The organism is Flaviramulus aquimarinus, from assembly GCF_039543205.1.
Lineage (GTDB): Bacteria > Bacteroidota > Bacteroidia > Flavobacteriales > Flavobacteriaceae > Flaviramulus_B > Flaviramulus_B aquimarinus.
Genome location: NZ_BAABJH010000001.1, coordinates 1445498 through 1465094, shown reverse-complemented (window position 1 = coordinate 1465094; position 19597 = coordinate 1445498). Strand labels below are relative to the sequence as shown.

Sequence of the window (19597 nt, the reverse complement as noted above, 5' to 3'; positions counted from 1 at the left end):
ATCACAATGTTTAAACGCTTATTATTTATAACAGTTTTATGTCCTGGATTACTTGCGGCACAGCATAGTATCAAAGGTGTCTTTTCTCCTGCTAAAAACTATAACATTGCCTTATTATATAAAGTAACGCCTACCATATCAGATTATATATCCAATGCGGAAATAAAGGCCGATGGACGCTTTGAGTTTCAATTAGATTCTACAGCAACAAAAGGCATCTATAGATTGGTTTATGCGGTACCTCAAGAAGATTATAATTTTGATATTATTTACAACGGAAAAGAGGATATTGAACTTAGCTTTAATTCTGAAACTGGAGTAGCCTTTAAAAAATCTGCTGAAAATAAATTATTGGCAGCATACACCAATAGCATGTCTATGGTAACCCAAAGTATTGGTAATTATTTTAGTCAAGAGAGTAAGGATACTACCGCATTAAAAGTAATCTATAAAACGCAACGCGACACCCAATTAAACTTTGAAGAAGCCGCGAAAGCATCTTTAGCGCTAGAATTTATTAAGGCCAATAAGCCATACATTCCAGAACAGGTTGAAGATGTTGAAACCTATATTAATAATTTAAAAACACATTATTTTGATTATGTGGATTTTAATAACCAAACACTCCAAAGCTCTAGTTTTTTAGAAGAGAAAATGCTAAATTATGTGTTTGGAATGTCTTCTGAATCTAAAAATGACGTTGCCAATTATAAGAAAAATATTGATGTAGTTTATACCGCTATGGAAAATGCGCCAAACGAAGTTAAACGCATTTTACTATTTGATTTATGGCAACAAATGGCCGATTTAGGATTTGAATCTGTTGCCAATTATATTGCAGAAAACTACTTAATGGATATAGCAGTGTCTTTAAATGATCAAGAGCTTTTACATGCATTAATACTGTATAAAAATATTTCTAGAGGCAATGAAGCTCCAGATTTTGATTTAGAAATAAAGGAAAACGATAAACTGGTTACTAAAAAATTAAGTCAGTTGCAAGGCGCTGAAAACTATGTTGTTGTGTTTTGGAGTAGTGGTTGTTCGCATTGTTTGGATGAAATCCCACAGTTAAAAGCCTTTGTTCAGTCAAAAGAAAAAGACTTAATTCAAGTTGTTGCTGTTGGGTTAGAAGACGAGTCCTATAAGTGGAAAGACTTAACTTATAGTTATCCAAACTTTATACATGTTTATGGTGAGGGAAAATGGGATAATGAAATTGGCGATGCTTATGGTGTAACAGCTACACCAACGTATTTTGTTTTAGATAAGGACAAAAAAATTATTTCAAAACCAGAAAATATTGAAGAGTTAAAGCTTTTTTTGAAGTAGAAGAAGAATAATTTGTTATTCAGAAGGAGGAACGACTGAAGAATCTTTTTTCTACTTGTATTTTCTTTTAGATTCTTCGCTTCGCTCTGAATGACAATTAAAAATGATAAAAGGCATTTTTTAAATGTTCAATATTAAAGTCGCTTCCTTCTTTTACAATCGCTATAATATCAAAGCGTACTTCAATATTTAATTCGTTTACATTTACATATTCATCAACCGCTTTTACTAAACGCTGAATTTGTTTTGGTTTTACAAAATCTTGAGGGTTTCCGAAATCAATCGTTGAACGGGTTTTTACTTCAATAATGGCAAGAACATCATTTTTTTGAGCTATGATATCTACTTCGGCTTTATCGAATCGATAATTGCGCTCTCTAATATCATAACCGTTTTTTAATAGAAAATCAACTGCTAGTTGTTCGCCTTTTTTACCAAGTTCGTTGTGTGTTGCCATAAAAGCTAAAATAAAAATTTTTGTCATTCAGAAGGAGGAACAACTGAAGAATCTCTAAATATCATCATTTAAAAACCTCCAATTAGGATTAAAACTGTTTATCAAGTTTTCTTTTTTAGCTCTACTCCATCCTTTAATCTGTTTTTCTCGTGTTATGGCATCTTTAACCTCAAAGAAATGTTCATGAAAAATCAAATAATAACATCTATATCGAGTTGTGAATGCTTTAGAGAACGCCGTTGGATTATTATGAAAATATAACGTTCCTTTAAATTGTTAGTAATACCAGTATATAGAACAGTTTTTTTCTTATTAGTCAAGATATAAACGTAATAGTTATGATTGCCAATTGTTTTCACACTCTCAATTTAGTAAACTTATATTAAAGAGATTCTTCGCTCCGCTCTGAATGACAAAAGCCCTTTTAAACCTTAATGTCATTCAGAAGGAGGAACGACTGAAGAATCTCAAAAACTCTAGATATACTATATAACATGTTCATTAGTTTATGTTTTTAGATTCTTTGCTTTGCTCTGAATGACACTTATCCTCTAAACAAAAAGAAGTCCTCCTTCATATGTTCAATCTTACTATCTTCATTGGTAATTATATAATCTATAGCCTGTGAGGTAAAATCATTACCTTTTTTTGTTAATGAAACAATATTTTTTTCAATAGAAATCATATTGTTTTTAAGTGCTAATTCTAAAACGGTTTTTGAGCGTACTTTTTGCCAATTTATATGTTCGTTAAGATGATTTACATGGCGTTCACTTTTCTCGGTATGGTTTTTTAAATGCAATAGAAAAGTTAATAAAGATACTTCGGTACGCTGTTGTTTTTCTCTGTATAAAACAGCAATAACACCTTTGTTTGGGGCAAATAAATAAATGGCTAAAAATAGTAAACCTAACATGGTTGTTATTGAGCCCGCAATAGATGCATCTAACCAATGGGCTAACCAATATCCAGAAATAGCACTAAATACCCCAAAACATATAGCGTAAATAAGCATGCGCTTTAAGTCATTAGTAAGTAAGTAAGCTGCAGCTGCAGGAGCAATCATTAGAGCAACTACCAAAATAGCCCCAACAGCATCAAAAGCCCCAACGGTAGTAATAGACGATACAGTCATTAAGCCATAATGAATTACTGCCGGTGAAAAGCCTAATGAGGCCGCTAGGCCAGCATCAAACGTACTGACTTTTAATTCCTTGAAAAAGGCAAATAATAGACCAACAGTTATGACTAAAACACAGCCAATAACCCATAAGGATTTTGGACCAACATCAATGCCAGAGATAAGAAGCCTGTCAAAAGGGGCGAAAGCTAATTCGCCTAATAAAACGGCATCGACATCTAAATGGACGTCGTTGGCATTTTTTGCAATAAGAATAACACCAATACTAAATAATATAGGAAATACTAAACCAATGGCAGTATCTTCTTTTACCAAACCTGTTTTTTGAATGTACTCAACTAAAATAACGGTTATAATACCAGTTATGGCAGCTAATACTATGAGTAAAGGTGAGTTTAAATCTTGAGTTATAAAGAACCCAATAACAATTCCAGGTAATATAGAATGGCTAATAGCATCGCTAATCATAGCCATTTTTCGGAGGACCAAAAAGGTACCAGGAATAGCACAGGCTATGGCAACGATACTTGCAATAAACTGTATTTCTATTTGGGCGTTACTCATTGTTTTCAGATTGTTGGTTATACAAATTTGAAGCTATTTTATAACCTTCGTTAGTTAAACTCCAATCGCTTCCGTTTAGAGTTACATAATGTTTGTCTACTAATTTTTTAAGTGTACTTTTTGTATAACCTTGAAAATTATTTAAGATTTTTATAGCATGTGGATGTGTAATATCGTCATGTGTTTCTGCTATATTATACATAAACGCCAGTGTTTTATGTAATTGTAAATCACGGCGGTTTTTTATAAAACGAATTTGTTTAAATAATAAGCCTCGACTTGGTGAAAATATAAATGAAAATAACACAAAAACCCCTGCAACAATAACAATAACAGGACCAGTGGATAAATTATTTTGACTGGCACTAATAGCAGTGCCAAAAACGCCAGAAAACGCACCAAAAACAGCTGCCAAAAAGACCATAACACCTAAGCTGTTTGTCCATTGTCGTGCAGCAGCAGCAGGCGCTAATAACATGGCACTCATAAGTACAACACCTACAGTTTGAAGCCCTAAAACGATAGCTAAAACTATAAATGTAGTGATTAGAATGTCTATAAATTTTGTGTTGAATCCTAAGGTCTTAGTGTAATCAGCATCAAATAATAAAATTTTGAACTCTTTCCAAAAAAGCAGTAATACAAAAAGGCAGATTCCTGTAACAATGGCCATAAGCCAAACATCACTTTCTACTAAAGTAGCAGCTTGTCCAAATAAATATTTATCTAAACCAGCTTGGTTGGCGTTAGGTTGTTTTTGGATGAAGGTTAGTAATAGCATTCCAAATCCAAAAAACAAAGACAATATTAAACCTAGAGCGGTATCAGATTTTAAGTGCGTTTTACTAATAATACCTCGAATCCAGAAGGTACCTATAAGTCCACTAACAAGTGCTCCTAATAATAAAACATTGCTGTCTTTAGCACCAGTAATTAAAAATGCAATAGCAATTCCTGGAAGAGCGGCATGCGAAATGGCATCGCCTAATAAACTTTGTTTGCGTAATACCGCAAAGCTGCCTAACATTCCTGTAACTGCTCCAAGAATGGCGGTTCCAAGTGTTATGGTTCTTAGGGTGTAGTCTGTAAAAACGAGTTTTATATACTCTGTTATATCCATAATTCCTATGAAATCAATAATCTCTTCCTTAATATATTTCTATTTAATTTATATTATGTTCATTTTGCCTTGATGCAAAACGAACCAAAAAATCAAGTTCAAGCCGAGGAATTTTTCAGTTTTTGCAAACTGAAAACCGATTTGAAAACTCCGCGTCGAACTCCGTTCTCCTGCTCTCGGAGCTTTTCTTCATCTATTCTGCGCCTTGACAATCAATTCTTCCGAATTGAATAAGGGCTTGACTTTCTGCGTTTTTTGTTTATTAATCTAATTTTATTTCATTTTTTCTGCTAACTGCTAACTGCTAACTGCTAACTGCTAACTGCTAACTGCTAACTGCTAACTGCTAACTGCTAACTGCTAACTGCTAACTGCTAACTGCTAACTGCTAACTGCTAACTGCTAACTGCTAACTGCTAACTGCTAACTGCTAACTTACTCCTGAATACTTACTTTATAATTAATGCCGTAAGTTTTTGTTAAGTTATCATCATTAAAGATATCTTTAACAGGACCTGTTGCTATTTTTTTGACATTTAAAAAGGTTACCCAATCAAAATATTCTGGTACGGTCTGTAAATCATGATGTACGACAATTACTGTTTTCCCTGCTTTTCGTAATTCTTTTAAAATATTTATAATGGCTATTTCGGTGGTGGCATCAACACCTTGAAAAGGCTCATCCATAAAATAAATAGAGGCGTTTTGTACTAAGGCACGTGCTAAAAAAATACGCTGTTGTTGACCACCGGAAAGCTGACTTATTTGTCTGTTTTTAAAAGGGAGCATGCCTACTTTTTCTAAAGCTTCAAGAGCAGCCTTTTTTTCTTTTTGACTGGGACGTTTTATCCAACCTAAACTCCCATAAGTTCCCATCATGACCACATCAAGGGCAGTGGTTGGAAAATCCCAATCTACACTTCCTTTTTGAGGAACATAAGCAACAAGTTGACGTTGTTTATCGTAAGGTTCCCCATAGATACTTACGCTACCCGCAATGGGCTTTAAAATGCCTAAAATGGATTTGATAAGTGTTGATTTACCTGCGCCATTTGGACCAACGATAGCCATAAGAACACCTTCTGGGATTTCTAAATCAATATCCCATAGAACAGGTTTGTAGTTGTAGGCTACGGTTAAATCGTCTATTTGTACAGCTATATTTTTATTCATCTTTACTATTTTAATGCATTTACGATAGTATTCACATTATATTCAAACATCCCTATATAAGTCCCTTCAATAGTTCCGGTATTTCCAAGAGCATCAGAATAAAGTGTTCCTCCAATAGTAACTTCATGTCCTTTTGATTTTACCGAAGCTTGTAGTGCTTCAATAGTACGTTTTGGCACTGAACTTTCCACAAAAATAGCTTTCACTTTATGTTCTATTATAAAAGCAGATAATTTTTGAACATCCTGAACGCCTGCTTCAGTGGCAGTTGAAAGTCCTTGCAAACCAACAACTTCAAAATCGAATGCTTTTCCAAAATAATTAAACGCATCGTGTGCTGTTACTAATATACGTTGCTCTTTTTGAAGCCCATTTATGGTGGTTCCTAATTTAACTTTTAGAGCGGTTAATTGCTCGATATATTTTGTGCCATTGGTTTCAAAAGCCGCTTTTTGTTCTGGAATGGCTTCGGAAAGTGTTTTAACTATAAATTGAGTAGCTTGTTTCCAATAATCAATATCAAACCAAATGTGTGGGTCATAGTTGGATGCAAAATATTCCGATCCTATTAGAGTGTTTTTGTCTAAGGCATCAGAAATGGCGATGGTTTTTTTGGTTTTCATTTTCTCGAAAACTTCTACCAATTTCCCTTCTAAATGTAAGCCGTTGTAAAAAATAATATCCGCATTAGCCAATTTAGCAACATCGCCTTCACTGGCTTTATATAAATGAGGGTCTACACCACTACCCATTAAACCTTTTAAGTTGATGTGTTCGTCTCCAATATTTTTAACCAAATCGGTTATCATGGTGGTTGTGGTTACGACGTTTAATTTAGTATTCCCTTTTTTTTCGCTTTTGCAACTCAAAAAGAGTATTATTGTTAAAAGTGGTATAAGTTGCTTTTTCATGTGTTTATTTTTTATTGCTTTTTATTTGTCACATGTAACCTTTGATATTTAAAATAATCATCTCTCTAGGTGTTTAAAGATTATTTTAAATATGACGGTTTCATTTCTCTTATTATTTTTTTCTTATTCTATAACTAAAACCTAATCCTAATAATAAATCTTGCCCTTCAGTAATACTGGTTCCGAAATAGGTATCTAATTGTAAATCGTTATTTACTAAATAGGTGATACCAGCATCCCAATAATGGTTGGCAGAACTGTCTTCGGGTAAATCGCCATATAATTCAGCATACATGCCAATTTTATCAGTAAAACTGTAGCCATAAGCTAGTGTGTATATGGCAGCAGCTTCTGCTGAATCATCGCCCCATTGTGCTCCAATATTATAACCCAAACTGGAATTGTCACTTAGTGTATGGGAAAGCGATAACCTAAAGTCTACAGCAGTATATTCTCGCCTGTAATCTGCTGATGCACTAAAAACAGGAAATACATGTCCAATCAATGCTATTTCTGGCATAGCTCCATTTTCTTCGGCAATATCTATTTTCATACCTAATAATAATGGAGATAATCCGCTTGTTACATTGTCTAGCTTATTTCCATTTACAGTGGTAACACCTTCAACAAAATCCCAGCCCAACCGTAATTCTAAGTTGTCTAAAATACCGTAACGAATTAGCATGGTATTAAAAGTGTAATTTTCGAATGTCATATTATTCGTATCAAAAGTTTCGTATAACCCCCCAGTTTCAAATTGAAGTATACCTTTTCCAACCGTTGAAGACGCTTCAGTAGCATCTGGTCTATCTGTAACTAAGGCGCCTAAATTGTTGTCTTGTGCTGAGATTGAAATCGAAAAGACAAAGAGTAGTACTGTTGTAAAAAATTTAATGGTGTTCATTGACATAAATAATTGAGGTAAAATCTTCATTTAAAATAATAGTGTTATTGTTTATTAAAATTTGAGTCATTTTGTTTGTCGTGAATTGCTTTGAAATCAAAATGGTATTACCATATTTTAATCCGTGTTGTGCACAGAAATCAAAGAACTCTTTATCATCACTCATTAATCGGGAAATGATATAAGTTTTGCCTTCGGAAGTTTGAGACATGGCTATAGAAGTATCGGTTGTTGTTATTTGTCCGTCTTCATTTGGAATTGGGTCACCGTGTGGATCAAATTTTGGATTCCCCAAATACGCACTGATTTTATTAGCTAGTAAATCGGAGGTTTGATGCTCTAAAAGTTCAGCTTCACGATGGATATCATGCAAAGACATATCGAACATTTTAAACAATAAGGATTCCCAAAGACGATGTTTTCGCACTACATTTAGTGCCATTTTAGTGCCTTTATCAGTAAGCTCAAGCTTTTGGTATTTTTGGTAATGTAGTAAATCCTTTGTAGCTAATTTTTTTGCCATATCAGTGGCTGCTGCATTGGATATGCCTAATTCTTTAGCAATGCTACCAGGCTTGGTGTCATTATTATCCCGTTTTCCGTTTTTGTAAATAGCCTTTACAAAGTTTTCAATAGCTACAGACATTTGTGTATGCTTTAAAATATTTTTAAGTAAGCTTAAATATTTTACAAATGTAACTAAAAAAAATTAGCTACAAATAAAACTTGTAACTAATTTGAAGTATTGTTTACCCTTGTAGTTTTTATTTTTAATGACAACCACAGCCATCGTCACCACCACAAGCTTTTTTTGGTTTTGATTTTTTCCAGAAGAATTTTTTAACCAAAAATCCAATAGCAAAGGCCATGGCAGTAAAGACTAATATGTTTTGAATAATGGTGTTCATAATTTTATTCGTCGAACATAATTTATTTTCATTTCAAAAATTGAAACGCAATTAAAGCGACAATATATGCAAATGCCGACATAATAACGAGTTGCAGGATGGGCCATTTCCAAGTGTTAGTTTCTTTTTTTACTATGGCTAGCGTACTCATGCATTGCATGGCAAACGCATAAAATAACAATAACGAAATACCCGAAGCAAATGTAAATAAAGGGCCTCCTAAAACGGGGTTGGTTTCTGCTGCCATTCTGTTTTTAATGGTTTCTTCCTCATCACTTCCAACACTATAAATGGTAGCTAAAGTACCAACAAATACTTCACGGGCCGCAAATGAACTGACTATGGCTATTCCTATTTTCCAATCATATCCCAAAGGTCTAATAGCTGGTTCTATAGCGCGACCAGTAATACCAATAAAGGAGTGTTCTAGTTTGTGTGATGCTATTTTTTGTTGTAAATCCTCTTCAGTTAAATGATCAGAAGCATATGTTGTTTTAATGATATTTTCTGCATCGTTGAATTGTTCTCCTGGGCCATAAGAGGCTAGAAACCAAAGTACAATGGAGATAGCTAAAATTATTTTACCTGCTCCAAAAACAAAGGCTTTTGTTTTTTCAATAACGGTTAATACTACGTTTTTAAGTAGTGGTAACTTATAGTTAGGCATTTCTACTACAAAAAATGTTTTGCTTTTGGTCTTCAATATTTTATTAAGGATATATGCAGAAATAACTGCAGCTCCAAACCCAATAAGGTATAATAGCATTAATGTAAGGGCTTGATATCCTAAGCCTAAAAAGCGCCCTTCGGGAATGACTAAAGCAATAATGATTAAATACACAGGTAATCTTGCGGAACATGTGGTAAATGGTGTTACTAAAATAGTAATTAAGCGTTCTTTCCAACTTTCTATATTTCGTGTAGCCATAATAGCGGGAATAGCACAGGCGGTTCCAGAAATTAGAGGAACAACACTTTTTCCGCTTAAACCAAAACGCCGCATAACCCTGTCCATTAAAAAAACCACACGACTCATATAGCCACTTTCTTCAAGGACGGCAATAAATAAAAATAAAAAAGCAATTTGTGGAATAAATATGACAATACCACCAAGTCCGGGAATGATACCTTCGGCTAGTAAACTCGTAAATGGCCCCTGCGGTAATTGGGTTTTTGTCCATTCGCTTAATGAAGCAAAGGCGCTATCAATGAAGTCCATAGGAATACTAGACCAATCGTAAATGGCTTGAAAAATGGTAAGCAATATGATAAAGAAAATGAGGTAACCCCAAATTTTATGCGTTAAAACCCGATCCAATTTGCTGCGTAAGTCTTTAGCTTGCGAAACATCAATAGTTTGCCCAACTTTAAGGACATTGTTTATAAACTGATAGCGCTTTATGGTTTCTTTTTGTTGTAAACGCTTTAAGTCGCCTTTGCTTTTGGTTTTGAAATCAGTAACAGCATCAATTTCGTTTCTATCCGTTTTTCCAAAGTTTACATCTTGAGTTATGACCAACCAGAGTTTGTATAGGAGTTGATTTGGAAATGCTTTTCGTAAATTATCAAAGTAATCCTTGTCAATCTCTGAAGCATTTATACAAGGGACTACAGACACGTCTTTATAATTTGCAATTAGTGTTTTTAAGTTTTCTATGCCTTGATTTTTACGGGTGCTAATCAACGCTATTTTAGTTTGAAGATGCGTTTCTAAATAATCAATATCTAACGAAATACCTTTGTAGTTCATCCGGTCTGCCATATTAATAACAAGTAGCGTCGGGATTTCTAAATCTTTAATTTGGGTAAATAATAATAAATTTCGTTTTAGGTTTTCAACATCACTAACAACGACGGCAATGTCTGGAAAATCTTTGTCATTTTTATTTAAAAGGAGTTCAATAACAACGTTTTCATCTAGTGATGATGCATTTAAACTATAGGTTCCAGGCAAATCAATAATGTGGGCTTTTACACCTCTTGGGAGCTTACAGATACCTTCTTTTTTTTCAACAGTAATGCCAGGGTAGTTGCCCACTTTTTGGTTTAGTCCTGTTAAGGCATTAAAAACAGACGTTTTTCCTGTATTCGGATTTCCTATTAAGGCTACATTAATTTGTTTACTCATTTTTAGCCTTTTCAATTAAAACATGAGAAGCAGTTTCCTTTCTAATAGCTAAATGAGTACCATTTATATTTAAATACATGGGGTCTTGAAAAGGAGCGAGCTGAACGAGCTCGACAGAATTGCCAGGTAAACATCCCATTTCTAACAGTTTTAATGGAATATGAATAGATGAAACATCAGTAATGATTCCCTTTTCGCCACGTTTTAGATGTGCTAATGTGTCCTGCAAGCTTATTTAGATTGATTTTAAAGAAGCAAAAATAGTATAAAAGTTTAAACTTAACATATAGATTATTATTTTTCTTCTTTTAGAATAGTAATATCATTAAGCAATCGGTTAATGTCTTCTGGGTTTGTACCATCATAAAACCCTCTAATTTGACGCTTTTTATCTATGAGCATAAAATTTTCGGTATGTACCATATCAAAAGGGCCACCGTTTCCATTATCTTTTACAGCTAAATAACTCTTTCTGGCTAATTGGTAAATCTGTTTTTTATCACCAGTCACTAAATTCCATTTAGAATCATTAACCCCTTTAATTTTGGCGTAGCGTTTAAGTTGCGCAACTGTATCAATTTCAGGCGTTACAGAATGCGAAAGTAACATTATATCATCATCATTAATAATCGCTTTCTGAATGTCTACCATATGATTGGTCATAATCGGACAAATGGTTTGGCATGTAGTAAAAAAGAAATCAGCAACATAGATTTTGTCTTTATAATCGTTTTGCGTAACTATTTTCCCGTTTTGATTGGTAAGGCTGAAATCTGCTATTTTATGGTATTTTTTTTGATATTGAATCGTACTGTCTACAAGTTCTGTACTTACCATGGTAGGTTGGTAAATTGGAAGTGGTTGGTAAACGTTTAACGTATTGTAAATTAATGAAATAATAACGATAGAAATTATTACGAAAACAATGGCAAAAACTTTGTAATCTTTAAAAAATGATAGCATTTAAACTTAGTAATAGTTTAGCAAAAATACAATGAAATTTAGATTTGTTGAATAGTATTGACGCTTAAATTCATGTTAAAACTAATGGCATTCAATAATTGTCTTTTCAAAGTTGGTTTAAAACCTTACTTTTGTGCGATTATAAAAAAAATGTAGATGTCAGTATTTTTAATAAAAGGCGCTCAGTTACTATTGAGCCTTTCCATATTAGTTGTTTTACATGAGCTTGGGCACTTTATACCTGCTAAGGTATTTAAAACTCGAGTTGAAAAATTTTACCTGTTTTTTGATGTGAAGTTTTCGCTATTCAAAAAGAAAATAGGTGAAACCGTTTATGGTGTTGGTTGGTTGCCATTAGGAGGTTATGTAAAAATCGCAGGCATGATTGATGAAAGTATGGATACTGAACAAATGGAACAAGAACCACAACCTTGGGAGTTTCGTTCCAAACCCGCTTGGCAACGTTTAATTATTATGTTAGGTGGTGTTTTTATGAACTTTATTTTAGCTATTTTCTTGTTTATGGTTATGCTTATGGTTTGGGGAACAAATTACACTGGGAAAGATGATGTTAAATACGGTTACAGTGTTACAAAAACATTAGAAAATTATGGTTTTCAGCAAGGCGATAAAATTATTTCTGTTAATGGAAAGCCTATTGAAGACCTTACTGTTGATATTAATAAAGTTTTGATGTTCAGAACAATTGATAATATAAAAGTAGAACATGAAAATGGTACTGTTGAAAATCTTAAACTTCCTGAAGATATTGGAACACAGCTTTTTGAAGCTGGTGATTTCCCTGGATTTGAAGCTCGCTCTCCATTTCAAATAGATTCTGTTATATCCGATTTTCCAGCAGCAAAAGCAGGATTAAAAGCTAAGGATAATATTGTAGCAATAAATGGGCAACCTGTTAATTATTTTTCAGATTTTGTTTATGGATTGAAAAATAACACTAAGGACCATGCGATTTTACAAATTGAGCGTAATAATGAAACGCTTGAATTGACCATTATGCCTACTAAGGATAATAAAGTTGGTATTCTTACAACCAAAACAGATTTAGATTATATTAAATATAATTCTAGAAGCTATACGTTTTCAGAAAGTGTTTCTGGTGGAATGAGTCAAGCGTATTGGGAAATTAAGGATTATTTGGCGCAGTTTAAATATATATTCACAAAAAAAGGAGCCTCACAAATAGGTGGATTTGCTGCTATTGGGCAAATGTTCCCGGCAACTTGGAATTGGCAAGCCTTTTGGTATTTAACAGCCTTTTTATCTATTATGTTAGGGGTTTTAAACTTATTGCCAATACCTGCTTTAGATGGTGGTCATGTTATGTTTTTACTATATGAAATGGTCTCTGGAAGAAAACCAGGAGATAAGTTTATGGAGTATGCGCAAATGGTCGGGTTCTTTATTTTAATAGGATTGGTTTTGTTCGCAAACGGTAATGATATTTATAAGGCTATTTTTGGATAATTTTATTAAAAAATATTTGTAGTATTTAAAAAACAACATATATTTGCACTCGCTAAGTGAAAAAGCACACTCCTTCTTAGCTCATCCCGATAGCTATCGGGAGGTTAGAGCAAAGGGAGAGGAAAAGTTCTTTAAAATATTAAAATGAATTTTGTTTACATCTTGTATTCTAATTTACTTGACAAATTTTATGTTGGTGAAGCTTTAGATATCCAAGAAAGGATTAAGCAACATAATTCAGGTTTTTATGATTCAGCTTATACAAAACAAGCATCAGATTGGGTTTTATACTATTCAATTGAATGTTGTAGTAGAGAACAAGCAAGAAAAATAGAAACTCATATTAAAAAAATGAAAAGCAAAACGTATATTCAGAATCTCAAAAAATATTCTGAAATCACGAAAAAGCTTAAAAATAAATATAATTAACACTCCTTCTTAGCTCAGTTGGTTAGAGCATCTGACTGTTAATCAGAGGGTCCTTGGTTCGAGCCCAAGAGAAGGAGCTTAATAAGAGAAAGCCATTCAAGAGATTGAATGGCTTTTTTGTTTTTAATGGGTGCAACATTACTGCAACATTTTGTAATTTTGATTGATATGGATAAAAATCTTATTACACTTTTTAATACAATTCAAACCTTTGTAAATTCAAATAATAATGATTTCTTAATGAAAGAGTTCATTAGAAATACTAGTCAAGAGGAGTCTATCATCGAAATTGACAGAAATAAAGGAATTGTAGTTTGTCAAGATGGGAGTAAGTTTTTATTTAGTACCAGCTTAAAACGTAATGTTAGTAGTTTTTATTCAAAAATTAAAATAGATATTGATTCTATATTTATTGAAATCAGTCTTACCTCCAAAACTAAAAATTATATAGAAAACACCTTAGATTATATAATAGATTCCCAAGAAGATTTACTAATAACTTTTCCAGTTTATAATAAGCTTATTGAAAACATTAAAAATTACTTGAATGAGAAGTATAATTTAAATATTGTTCTCAATAAGGAACCTGATTACACTTCTTCATATTTTAAAGTTAAAAGTGGATATTCAGAAAAGGTTTTTACTGAAATGTATACTATTGCTATAGACAATGATATCATTAACGATGAAAAAGTTTCAGAAAAAAACTTTATCGATGCATTAACAGCTACAGAAACCACATGTACAATAGAATTTAAAGTTAAAAATGTTTTAACAGTAAATTTTTTAGAATGCATCAAACCTTTTTTTGAAAATTACAATGGTAAAACAATAGGTAATTCGAAAAGATTTAAAACAAATGGAGGTACTATTCTGACACAGACTAATTATAATCGATTTAAAAAAATTTCCTTTAAAAAGGATCAAGAGATAATTAGTGGTATTCAATCTGAAATTCGGAAACTTCTATAATTTACCACTCTTACACTTTGTCTTACACTCATCTTACACTTTAGAGTATATTAAATATAGTCTTTATAGTTTTGTGCTGCTTATACGAGAGTAATGTATTCTTGTTTTTTAAGTACGAGTTTTCTTTTTAATAATATGTAGTAAACAAAAATTCAACAATTTACTACAATCCCGAGTTTTTTTTCAATTGATAAATAATGGTCTTTTAACGTTGAGTTAAATCTTATTTGTCAAGTATTTCATTAAAAATAAAAAGATGAAAACAGAAAAAATCAATGAAATTATCTTATTGCTAAAAAATATAAAAGCACAGCAAAAAGAGATAATGAGTTTTAAAGAAGCATGTGTTTACTTGGATATTAGCGATTCCTTATTGTATAAAATGACTTCCGCAAGTACAATAAGATATAGTAAACCAAATGGCAAACTATATTTTAAAAGAATAGATTTAGATGAATGGATGCTACAAAATCCTAATGCAACAGTTTTAGATAAAGAAAATCAAGTACGCAACTATTTAAAAGGAAGAGAAAATGGAGAATGAAATGATTGATGGTTTGGTGTATAATAATTTGCCGGAAATATTAGAATTGGCAACATCAAGCTTTGAAGGAAGAGAAAGAGATATTGTATTATTATCTTCAATAGGTGTATTAAGTAGCTGCTTACCTAACGTATTTGGCAATTATGATGGAAAAGAAATCTATTCAAATTTATACACATTATTTATTGCACCTCCAGCATCAGGTAAAGGAGTTATGAACTATTCTAGACTACTGGTTGAAAGAATACATGATAAATTGTTTTTAGATAGTAGGAGAAAAATGAAGAAGTATAATGATAAAAATGACACTAACTCAGGAGCTTGTCCAAAACTTGAAATAAAAATTGTTCCAGCAAACATTAGTAGTTCAGAAATGTATTCATATTTAGGTTCATCCAAAGATGGAATTGTAATTATTGAATCTGAGGCTGATACAATGAGTGCGATGATGAAAAATGACTGGAGTAATTATTCAGATGTATTACGAAGCGCATTTCATCATGAGGCAGTATCGATTTGTAGAAAAGGAGATAATCTCTATCTATATATAAAAGAGCCAAAATTATCTATTGTAATGAGCGGAACCCCTAATCAATTTATGCCTTTAATGCAATCGAAAGGCAATGGATTGTTTTCAAGGTTTATGATGTATACGTTTGATGAAACACAAGATTTTAAAGATGTATTTGCGCCAAAAACGAAAGAATATAAAACGTTCTTTGACAAAGCAGGTATAAAAGTCTTTAATCTTTACTCGATGTTATCTGAACTAGATTGTAGAATAGAGTTTAAGTTCACAGAAAATCAACGTAATCGATTCTTAAACGAATTTAAGTCAATTCAAAGTATAGTAAAAGAAGAGTATTCTCAATCGTTTCTATCAAACCTAAACAGGCATGGGCTAATGTTTTATAGAATGTGTATGATACTTACTGCATTACGAGGGATTGATGCAAAAAAAGAGTTGATATGTAGTAATAGAGATTTTATTATATCACTAAAAATCATAAAGACTGTTTTAAAACATGCACTAATAATGCATGATGATATTGAAGATGGTGTCTTATCAAAAACAGATGAAAAGTTTCTTTATGGGCTTAAAAAACATTTTACAAGGAAAGAAGCAGTTGAATTGGGTACGAAATACAATATACCTGAAAGAACAGTTGATGACAAGTTAGTTCAATGGCGAAAAAAAAGAGCTATTAATAAAACTGGTCATGGGAAATTTACAAGAGTTTTATCATAATGTAAGATTGCAATTCCTGCAACTTATGTAATAACTACCTCAAAACCTTGGGGTAGTTTAACTAAAAAATATTAGAATGAATTTATCAATAAAATTGGTAATTGCTTCAAAACAATTATCAACAGGGAAACATCGTGTGTATCTACAAATTATTAAAAACAGAAAAAGAAAACTTATTAGTCTAGGAATGAGTTGTTATAAAGAAGATTTTGAAAACGAATCATTCACTAAAAATCATCCAAACTATAAAGCTGATAACGAGGTGTTATTGAAAGAAAGAGTAAAAGCAAATAATATAATACGGAATTTTAGGAATGATGATTATAATTTTTCATTAGATGAATTTGAGAAGAAATTTAGAGGAATTGAAAAAAATAAGAACAGTAACATAATTTCCTTTTTTAATGAGATTATGGAGGAAATGACAAATGCTGGTAGAATTGGAAATGCTAAATCTTATAAAGGAGCAAAAAGTACATTAGTTAAATTTAAAGGCAAAAATATTTCCTTTAAAGATGTTGATGTTTCGTTTTTAGAAAAACTCGAAAGCCATATGAGAGGTGTAGGTAATGGTAATGGGGGTATAAAAGTTAAAATGAGGGCGATCAGAGCAATATTTAATAAGGCTATTGAAAGAAACATTATTAACCAAGACCTCTATCCATTTAAATATTATAAAATTTCTAGGTTAAAATCTACGCCTAAAAAGAGAGCATTAAAAATTGATGAATTCAAACGAATTAGGGATTTGGATTTAACAGAACATGAATCATTAGTGGAAGCACATAATTATTTCTTGTTTTCATTTTATTCAAGAGGAATCAATTTTGCAGATATGATGATGCTTAAATGGTCAGACATTATAGATGGTCGAATTCATTATACAAGAGCAAAAACAAAGAAGCAATTTAGTGTTGAAATTGTAGATAAAGCTCAGGAGATTTTAGATTATTATAAGGCTCAAAATAGAAACACGAAATATGTTTTCCCTATTCTTTTAAAGAATGATTTAACTCCGCAACAAATCGATAATAGAAAACATAAAGTAATTAGTCGATACAATGCTAAACTTAAAAAAATAGGAGAATTAGCTGGAGTAAAAAGCAAATTAACATCTTATGTAGCTAGACATAGCTTTGCTACGATTTTAAAGCAAATAGGGACGAGTACAGATATTATTTCTGAAATGATGGGGCATACTGATGTACAAATTACAATGTCCTATTTAAAAGAATTTGATAACGAAATATTAGATAAAGAGAATAGGAGACTATTGGATTTATAAGGTATTAAGTTTTCAATTCTAATCAAAGGTTAATTTCATTTAGGAGTTAACCTTTTTTCATTAAAAAATGAATCAATTCAAATGAATATTAACTTTTAAAAAAAAATAGGATGCTATTAAAACAAAGCAAAAAACAAAATGTAAAATTGAGATTAGGAATCTCGGGCCCAAGTGGATTTGGTAAAACACATAGTGCTTTATTATTAGCCTATGGAATGACCAATGACTGGAATAAAGTAGCTGTAATTGATACAGAAAACTCATCAGCAAGTCTGTATTCAGATTTAGGAAATTTTAATGTATTAGATCTGCAAGCTCCATTTTCACCAGAAAGATATATTGAAGCTATTGAGGTTTGTGAAAAAGCAGGAATAGAAGTCATAATAATTGATTCTATTACCCATGAGTGGCAAGGTGCAGGAGGGTGCTTACAAATTCAAGAAAAATTAGGAGGAAGATTCCAAGATTGGGCAAAAGTCACTCCAAGACATCAAGCCTTTATTGATAATATATTGCAATCTACTTGTCATATTATCACAACAGCAAGAAGAAAAATTGATTACTCTTTAGATGTTGGTTCCAATGGTAGAACTAAAGTTGTAAAACATGGAACTAAAGAAATTACAAGAGAAGGGTTTGAATATGAATTGACTGTAAATTTTGAGTTGATAAATGATCAGCATTTAGCCAAATCGAGTAAAGATCGAACAGGATTGTTTATGAATAAACCTGAATTTGTTATTACCTCTAAAACGGGAGAAAGATTACTGAAATGGTGTAATGCCAAACCTGTAACAGTAAAAGATGTTGTAGAGAAAATCAATTCAGTTTTATCAATATCAGAGCTTACAAAATTGTACAATGATAACCCTTCATTTCAACAGGCTTTACAACCCCAGTTTAGAAGAAAAAAAGAACAGTTAGAACAATTAGTTAAACCAGAAAATTTTAGTCAAAATGGAAATAATATCAGCGACAGAGCTTAACAACCAACGTAATGGAATACATAATTCTTCTGAAGGTAAGCTAGAGGTTGTTCATAATTTAGAAATACCTTCAGAAAATAAAGTTTATCAACAGAACCCATTTATAGAGGCTAACACAAAAGAGGTTAGCCTTTCTACTTTAAAGCATGATTGCATTATTCCTGTATTTTCAAAAGATAATGAAAAGACCTTAGCGCATCAGGAGTTTATAGAGATAGCTCAAGATTGTGTTGGTAAGGTGTTTTCACATCACGCTATCGAAGTACCCGAAGTTAGAGTTTCACATCAAATTAAAGGTAGAACTGCTGATGCAATTTACAAGCCAGTAAAAGAATTGTTAGAGCATGAAAAAACGCAGTACTTTGAAAGAATGGCATTTATCATTAGAATACCTTCGATTACAGAAAACATAAATGGGAATGATGTATCATTAACTGTTGGTGGTGTTAGAGCTTACAATCAAGAAAACCTCTATAACCGAAAAACCTATGAAAAATTTAAGTTTTTTATTGGGTTTAAAAATATGGTATGCTGTAATTTATGTATCTCTACAGATGGTTATCAAGACGAAATGCGAGTTGGAAATTACATGGAATTACAATCTAAGATTTTAGAGTTAATTCAAGGTTACAATGCACAAAAGCATTTACAGGAAATGAAACAATTGTCTCAACAAAATTTAACTGAACAACAATTTGCACAGCTTATTGGTAGAGCAAGATTATATAATTATTTACCTAAACAGGAAAAATCTCAAATCCCAGAGTTAATGCTTAATGATGGACAAATCTCTACAGTAGCTAAAGACTATTATTTAGATGATAGCTTTTGTAGAAATGACAATGGAGACATCAACCTTTGGAATGTATTTAATCTCTTCACAGGAGCTAATAAGAGCTCTTACATAGACTCTTTCCTATCAAGGAATGTCAATGCTTTTGATTTTACAAAAGGACTGGCTAATGCCATCAATGATGATTCTAAACATCGTTGGTTTTTGAGTTGAGACGAAGCCCAATCTTAATTGGTTGGGCTTTACATTC

General features: G+C 32.1%; 21 protein-coding genes, 1 tRNA gene and 1 pseudogene. 10 read left to right on the top strand and 13 right to left on the bottom strand.

All coding sequences use genetic code 11. The annotated features are described in order from the left end of the window. Positions 1-6: 6 nt before the first annotated feature. Positions 7-1332 carry a TlpA family protein disulfide reductase gene (locus ABD941_RS06785; RefSeq protein ID WP_345273319.1) on the top strand — a complete coding sequence of 442 codons (1326 nt, stop codon included), beginning with the start codon at positions 7-9 and terminating at the stop codon, positions 1330-1332. 97 nt (positions 1333-1429) lie between these two features. On the opposite strand, the gene ABD941_RS06780 is transcribed toward ABD941_RS06785, so the two are convergent. The 13 genes and pseudogenes from ABD941_RS06780 to ABD941_RS06720 all read right to left on the bottom strand — a co-directional run bounded on the left by ABD941_RS06780 (position 1430) and on the right by ABD941_RS06720 (position 11601). Then, positions 1430-1789, bottom strand: coding sequence for a YraN family protein (locus ABD941_RS06780; RefSeq protein ID WP_345273317.1), 360 nt, complete (start codon positions 1787-1789; stop codon positions 1430-1432). A 54-nt stretch (positions 1790-1843) separates the two neighbouring features. Then, positions 1844-1987 (bottom strand): annotated as a pseudogene (locus ABD941_RS06775) (GIY-YIG nuclease family protein); the annotation flags it as partial. Further along, positions 1981-2148 carry a GIY-YIG nuclease family protein gene (locus ABD941_RS06770; RefSeq protein WP_345273316.1) on the bottom strand — a complete coding sequence of 56 codons (168 nt, stop codon included), beginning with the start codon at positions 2146-2148 and terminating at the stop codon, positions 1981-1983. The gene ABD941_RS06770 and the pseudogene ABD941_RS06775, both read right to left, overlap by 7 nt. A 185-nt stretch (positions 2149-2333) precedes the next feature. After that, the gene (locus ABD941_RS06765) at positions 2334-3494 is read right to left on the bottom strand and encodes a metal ABC transporter permease (protein WP_345273315.1); all 1161 of its coding nucleotides are present in this window, start codon (positions 3492-3494) and stop codon (positions 2334-2336) included. Then, the gene (locus ABD941_RS06760; RefSeq protein ID WP_345273314.1) at positions 3487-4614 is read right to left on the bottom strand and encodes a metal ABC transporter permease; all 1128 of its coding nucleotides are present in this window, start codon (positions 4612-4614) and stop codon (positions 3487-3489) included. Before ABD941_RS06760 ends, ABD941_RS06765 begins: the two co-directional genes overlap by 8 nt. 435 nt (positions 4615-5049) lie before the next feature. After that, positions 5050-5787 carry a metal ABC transporter ATP-binding protein gene (locus ABD941_RS06755; protein ID WP_345273313.1) on the bottom strand — a complete coding sequence of 246 codons (738 nt, stop codon included), beginning with the start codon at positions 5785-5787 and terminating at the stop codon, positions 5050-5052. A gap of 5 nt (positions 5788-5792) precedes the next feature. Continuing rightward, positions 5793-6698: a metal ABC transporter solute-binding protein, Zn/Mn family gene (locus ABD941_RS06750; protein ID WP_345273311.1), complete on the bottom strand. Its 906-nt coding sequence runs from the start codon at positions 6696-6698 to the stop codon at positions 5793-5795. A gap of 112 nt (positions 6699-6810) precedes the next feature. Further along, on the bottom strand, positions 6811-7602 hold the full coding sequence (locus tag ABD941_RS06745; protein WP_345273310.1) for a transporter: 792 nt from the start codon (positions 7600-7602) through the stop codon (positions 6811-6813). Next, positions 7589-8248 (bottom strand): metal-dependent transcriptional regulator, encoded by a 660-nt coding sequence (locus ABD941_RS06740; RefSeq protein ID WP_345273309.1) that lies wholly within the window; start codon positions 8246-8248, stop codon positions 7589-7591. Before ABD941_RS06740 ends, ABD941_RS06745 begins: the two co-directional genes overlap by 14 nt. A 124-nt stretch (positions 8249-8372) precedes the next feature. Continuing rightward, positions 8373-8510, bottom strand: coding sequence for a FeoB-associated Cys-rich membrane protein (locus tag ABD941_RS06735; RefSeq protein ID WP_345273308.1), 138 nt, complete (start codon positions 8508-8510; stop codon positions 8373-8375). Between the two features lie 28 nt (positions 8511-8538). Continuing rightward, entirely contained in the window at positions 8539-10638 is a 2100-nt protein-coding gene (gene feoB / locus ABD941_RS06730) for a ferrous iron transport protein B (protein WP_345273306.1), read from the bottom strand. Next, a complete protein-coding gene (locus tag ABD941_RS06725; RefSeq protein WP_345273305.1) occupies positions 10631-10867 on the bottom strand; it encodes a FeoA family protein in 237 nt (78 codons plus the stop codon). Before ABD941_RS06725 ends, feoB begins: the two co-directional genes overlap by 8 nt. 65 nt (positions 10868-10932) lie before the next feature. Then, complete coding sequence (locus ABD941_RS06720; RefSeq protein WP_345273304.1) at positions 10933-11601, bottom strand: SCO family protein; 669 nt, start codon at positions 11599-11601, stop codon at positions 10933-10935. A gap of 156 nt (positions 11602-11757) precedes the next feature. Here ABD941_RS06720 and rseP point away from each other — a divergent pair, with 156 nt between their 5' ends. The 9 genes from rseP to ABD941_RS06675 all read left to right on the top strand — a co-directional run bounded on the left by rseP (position 11758) and on the right by ABD941_RS06675 (position 19560). Next, positions 11758-13089, top strand: coding sequence for an RIP metalloprotease RseP (gene rseP / locus ABD941_RS06715; protein ID WP_345273302.1), 1332 nt, complete (start codon positions 11758-11760; stop codon positions 13087-13089). 144 nt (positions 13090-13233) lie between these two features. Beyond that, a complete protein-coding gene (locus ABD941_RS06710; protein ID WP_345273301.1) occupies positions 13234-13518 on the top strand; it encodes a GIY-YIG nuclease family protein in 285 nt (94 codons plus the stop codon). Positions 13519-13521: 3 nt separating this feature from the next. Then, positions 13522-13595: transfer RNA gene (locus ABD941_RS06705), tRNA-Asn, on the top strand. Positions 13596-13686: 91 nt separating this feature from the next. Continuing rightward, complete coding sequence (locus ABD941_RS06700) at positions 13687-14490, top strand: hypothetical protein (protein WP_345273299.1); 804 nt, start codon at positions 13687-13689, stop codon at positions 14488-14490. A 256-nt stretch (positions 14491-14746) separates the two neighbouring features. Next, positions 14747-15034: a helix-turn-helix domain-containing protein gene (locus ABD941_RS06695; protein ID WP_345273298.1), complete on the top strand. Its 288-nt coding sequence runs from the start codon at positions 14747-14749 to the stop codon at positions 15032-15034. A 46-nt stretch (positions 15035-15080) separates the two neighbouring features. Further along, positions 15081-16283 carry a DUF3987 domain-containing protein gene (locus ABD941_RS06690; protein WP_345273296.1) on the top strand — a complete coding sequence of 401 codons (1203 nt, stop codon included), beginning with the start codon at positions 15081-15083 and terminating at the stop codon, positions 16281-16283. 76 nt (positions 16284-16359) lie between these two features. Further along, complete coding sequence (locus ABD941_RS06685; protein WP_345273295.1) at positions 16360-17568, top strand: phage integrase SAM-like domain-containing protein; 1209 nt, start codon at positions 16360-16362, stop codon at positions 17566-17568. A 110-nt stretch (positions 17569-17678) separates the two neighbouring features. Continuing rightward, a complete protein-coding gene (locus ABD941_RS06680) occupies positions 17679-18554 on the top strand; it encodes an AAA family ATPase (RefSeq protein ID WP_345273293.1) in 876 nt (291 codons plus the stop codon). Beyond that, positions 18526-19560: a DUF3871 family protein gene (locus ABD941_RS06675; RefSeq protein ID WP_345273292.1), complete on the top strand. Its 1035-nt coding sequence runs from the start codon at positions 18526-18528 to the stop codon at positions 19558-19560. Before ABD941_RS06680 ends, ABD941_RS06675 begins: the two co-directional genes overlap by 29 nt. The last annotated feature ends 37 nt before the right edge of the window (positions 19561-19597 follow it).

What these genes read in the sequence shown, in the direction of transcription:
- rseP (WP_345273302.1), top strand. Translation starts at nt 11,758, where the DNA reads ATGTCAGTATTTTTAATAAAAGGCGCTCAGTTACTATTGAGCCTTTCC.
- ABD941_RS06700 (WP_345273299.1), top strand. Translation starts at nt 13,687, where the DNA reads ATGGATAAAAATCTTATTACACTTTTTAATACAATTCAAACCTTTGTA.
- ABD941_RS06760 (WP_345273314.1), bottom strand. Translation starts at nt 4,614, where the DNA reads ATGGATATAACAGAGTATATAAAACTCGTTTTTACAGACTACACCCTA.
- ABD941_RS06780 (WP_345273317.1), bottom strand. Translation starts at nt 1,789, where the DNA reads ATGGCAACACACAACGAACTTGGTAAAAAAGGCGAACAACTAGCAGTT.
- ABD941_RS06745 (WP_345273310.1), bottom strand. Translation starts at nt 7,602, where the DNA reads ATGAACACCATTAAATTTTTTACAACAGTACTACTCTTTGTCTTTTCG.
- feoB (WP_345273306.1), bottom strand. Translation starts at nt 10,638, where the DNA reads ATGAGTAAACAAATTAATGTAGCCTTAATAGGAAATCCGAATACAGGA.
- ABD941_RS06740 (WP_345273309.1), bottom strand. Translation starts at nt 8,248, where the DNA reads ATGTCTGTAGCTATTGAAAACTTTGTAAAGGCTATTTACAAAAACGGA.
- ABD941_RS06680 (WP_345273293.1), top strand. Translation starts at nt 17,679, where the DNA reads ATGCTATTAAAACAAAGCAAAAAACAAAATGTAAAATTGAGATTAGGA.
- ABD941_RS06750 (WP_345273311.1), bottom strand. Translation starts at nt 6,698, where the DNA reads ATGAAAAAGCAACTTATACCACTTTTAACAATAATACTCTTTTTGAGT.
- ABD941_RS06785 (WP_345273319.1), top strand. Translation starts at nt 7, where the DNA reads ATGTTTAAACGCTTATTATTTATAACAGTTTTATGTCCTGGATTACTT.
- ABD941_RS06710 (WP_345273301.1), top strand. Translation starts at nt 13,234, where the DNA reads ATGAATTTTGTTTACATCTTGTATTCTAATTTACTTGACAAATTTTAT.
- ABD941_RS06685 (WP_345273295.1), top strand. Translation starts at nt 16,360, where the DNA reads ATGAATTTATCAATAAAATTGGTAATTGCTTCAAAACAATTATCAACA.
- ABD941_RS06720 (WP_345273304.1), bottom strand. Translation starts at nt 11,601, where the DNA reads ATGCTATCATTTTTTAAAGATTACAAAGTTTTTGCCATTGTTTTCGTA.
- ABD941_RS06675 (WP_345273292.1), top strand. Translation starts at nt 18,526, where the DNA reads ATGGAAATAATATCAGCGACAGAGCTTAACAACCAACGTAATGGAATA.
- ABD941_RS06755 (WP_345273313.1), bottom strand. Translation starts at nt 5,787, where the DNA reads ATGAATAAAAATATAGCTGTACAAATAGACGATTTAACCGTAGCCTAC.
- ABD941_RS06695 (WP_345273298.1), top strand. Translation starts at nt 14,747, where the DNA reads ATGAAAACAGAAAAAATCAATGAAATTATCTTATTGCTAAAAAATATA.
- ABD941_RS06765 (WP_345273315.1), bottom strand. Translation starts at nt 3,494, where the DNA reads ATGAGTAACGCCCAAATAGAAATACAGTTTATTGCAAGTATCGTTGCC.
- ABD941_RS06735 (WP_345273308.1), bottom strand. Translation starts at nt 8,510, where the DNA reads ATGAACACCATTATTCAAAACATATTAGTCTTTACTGCCATGGCCTTT.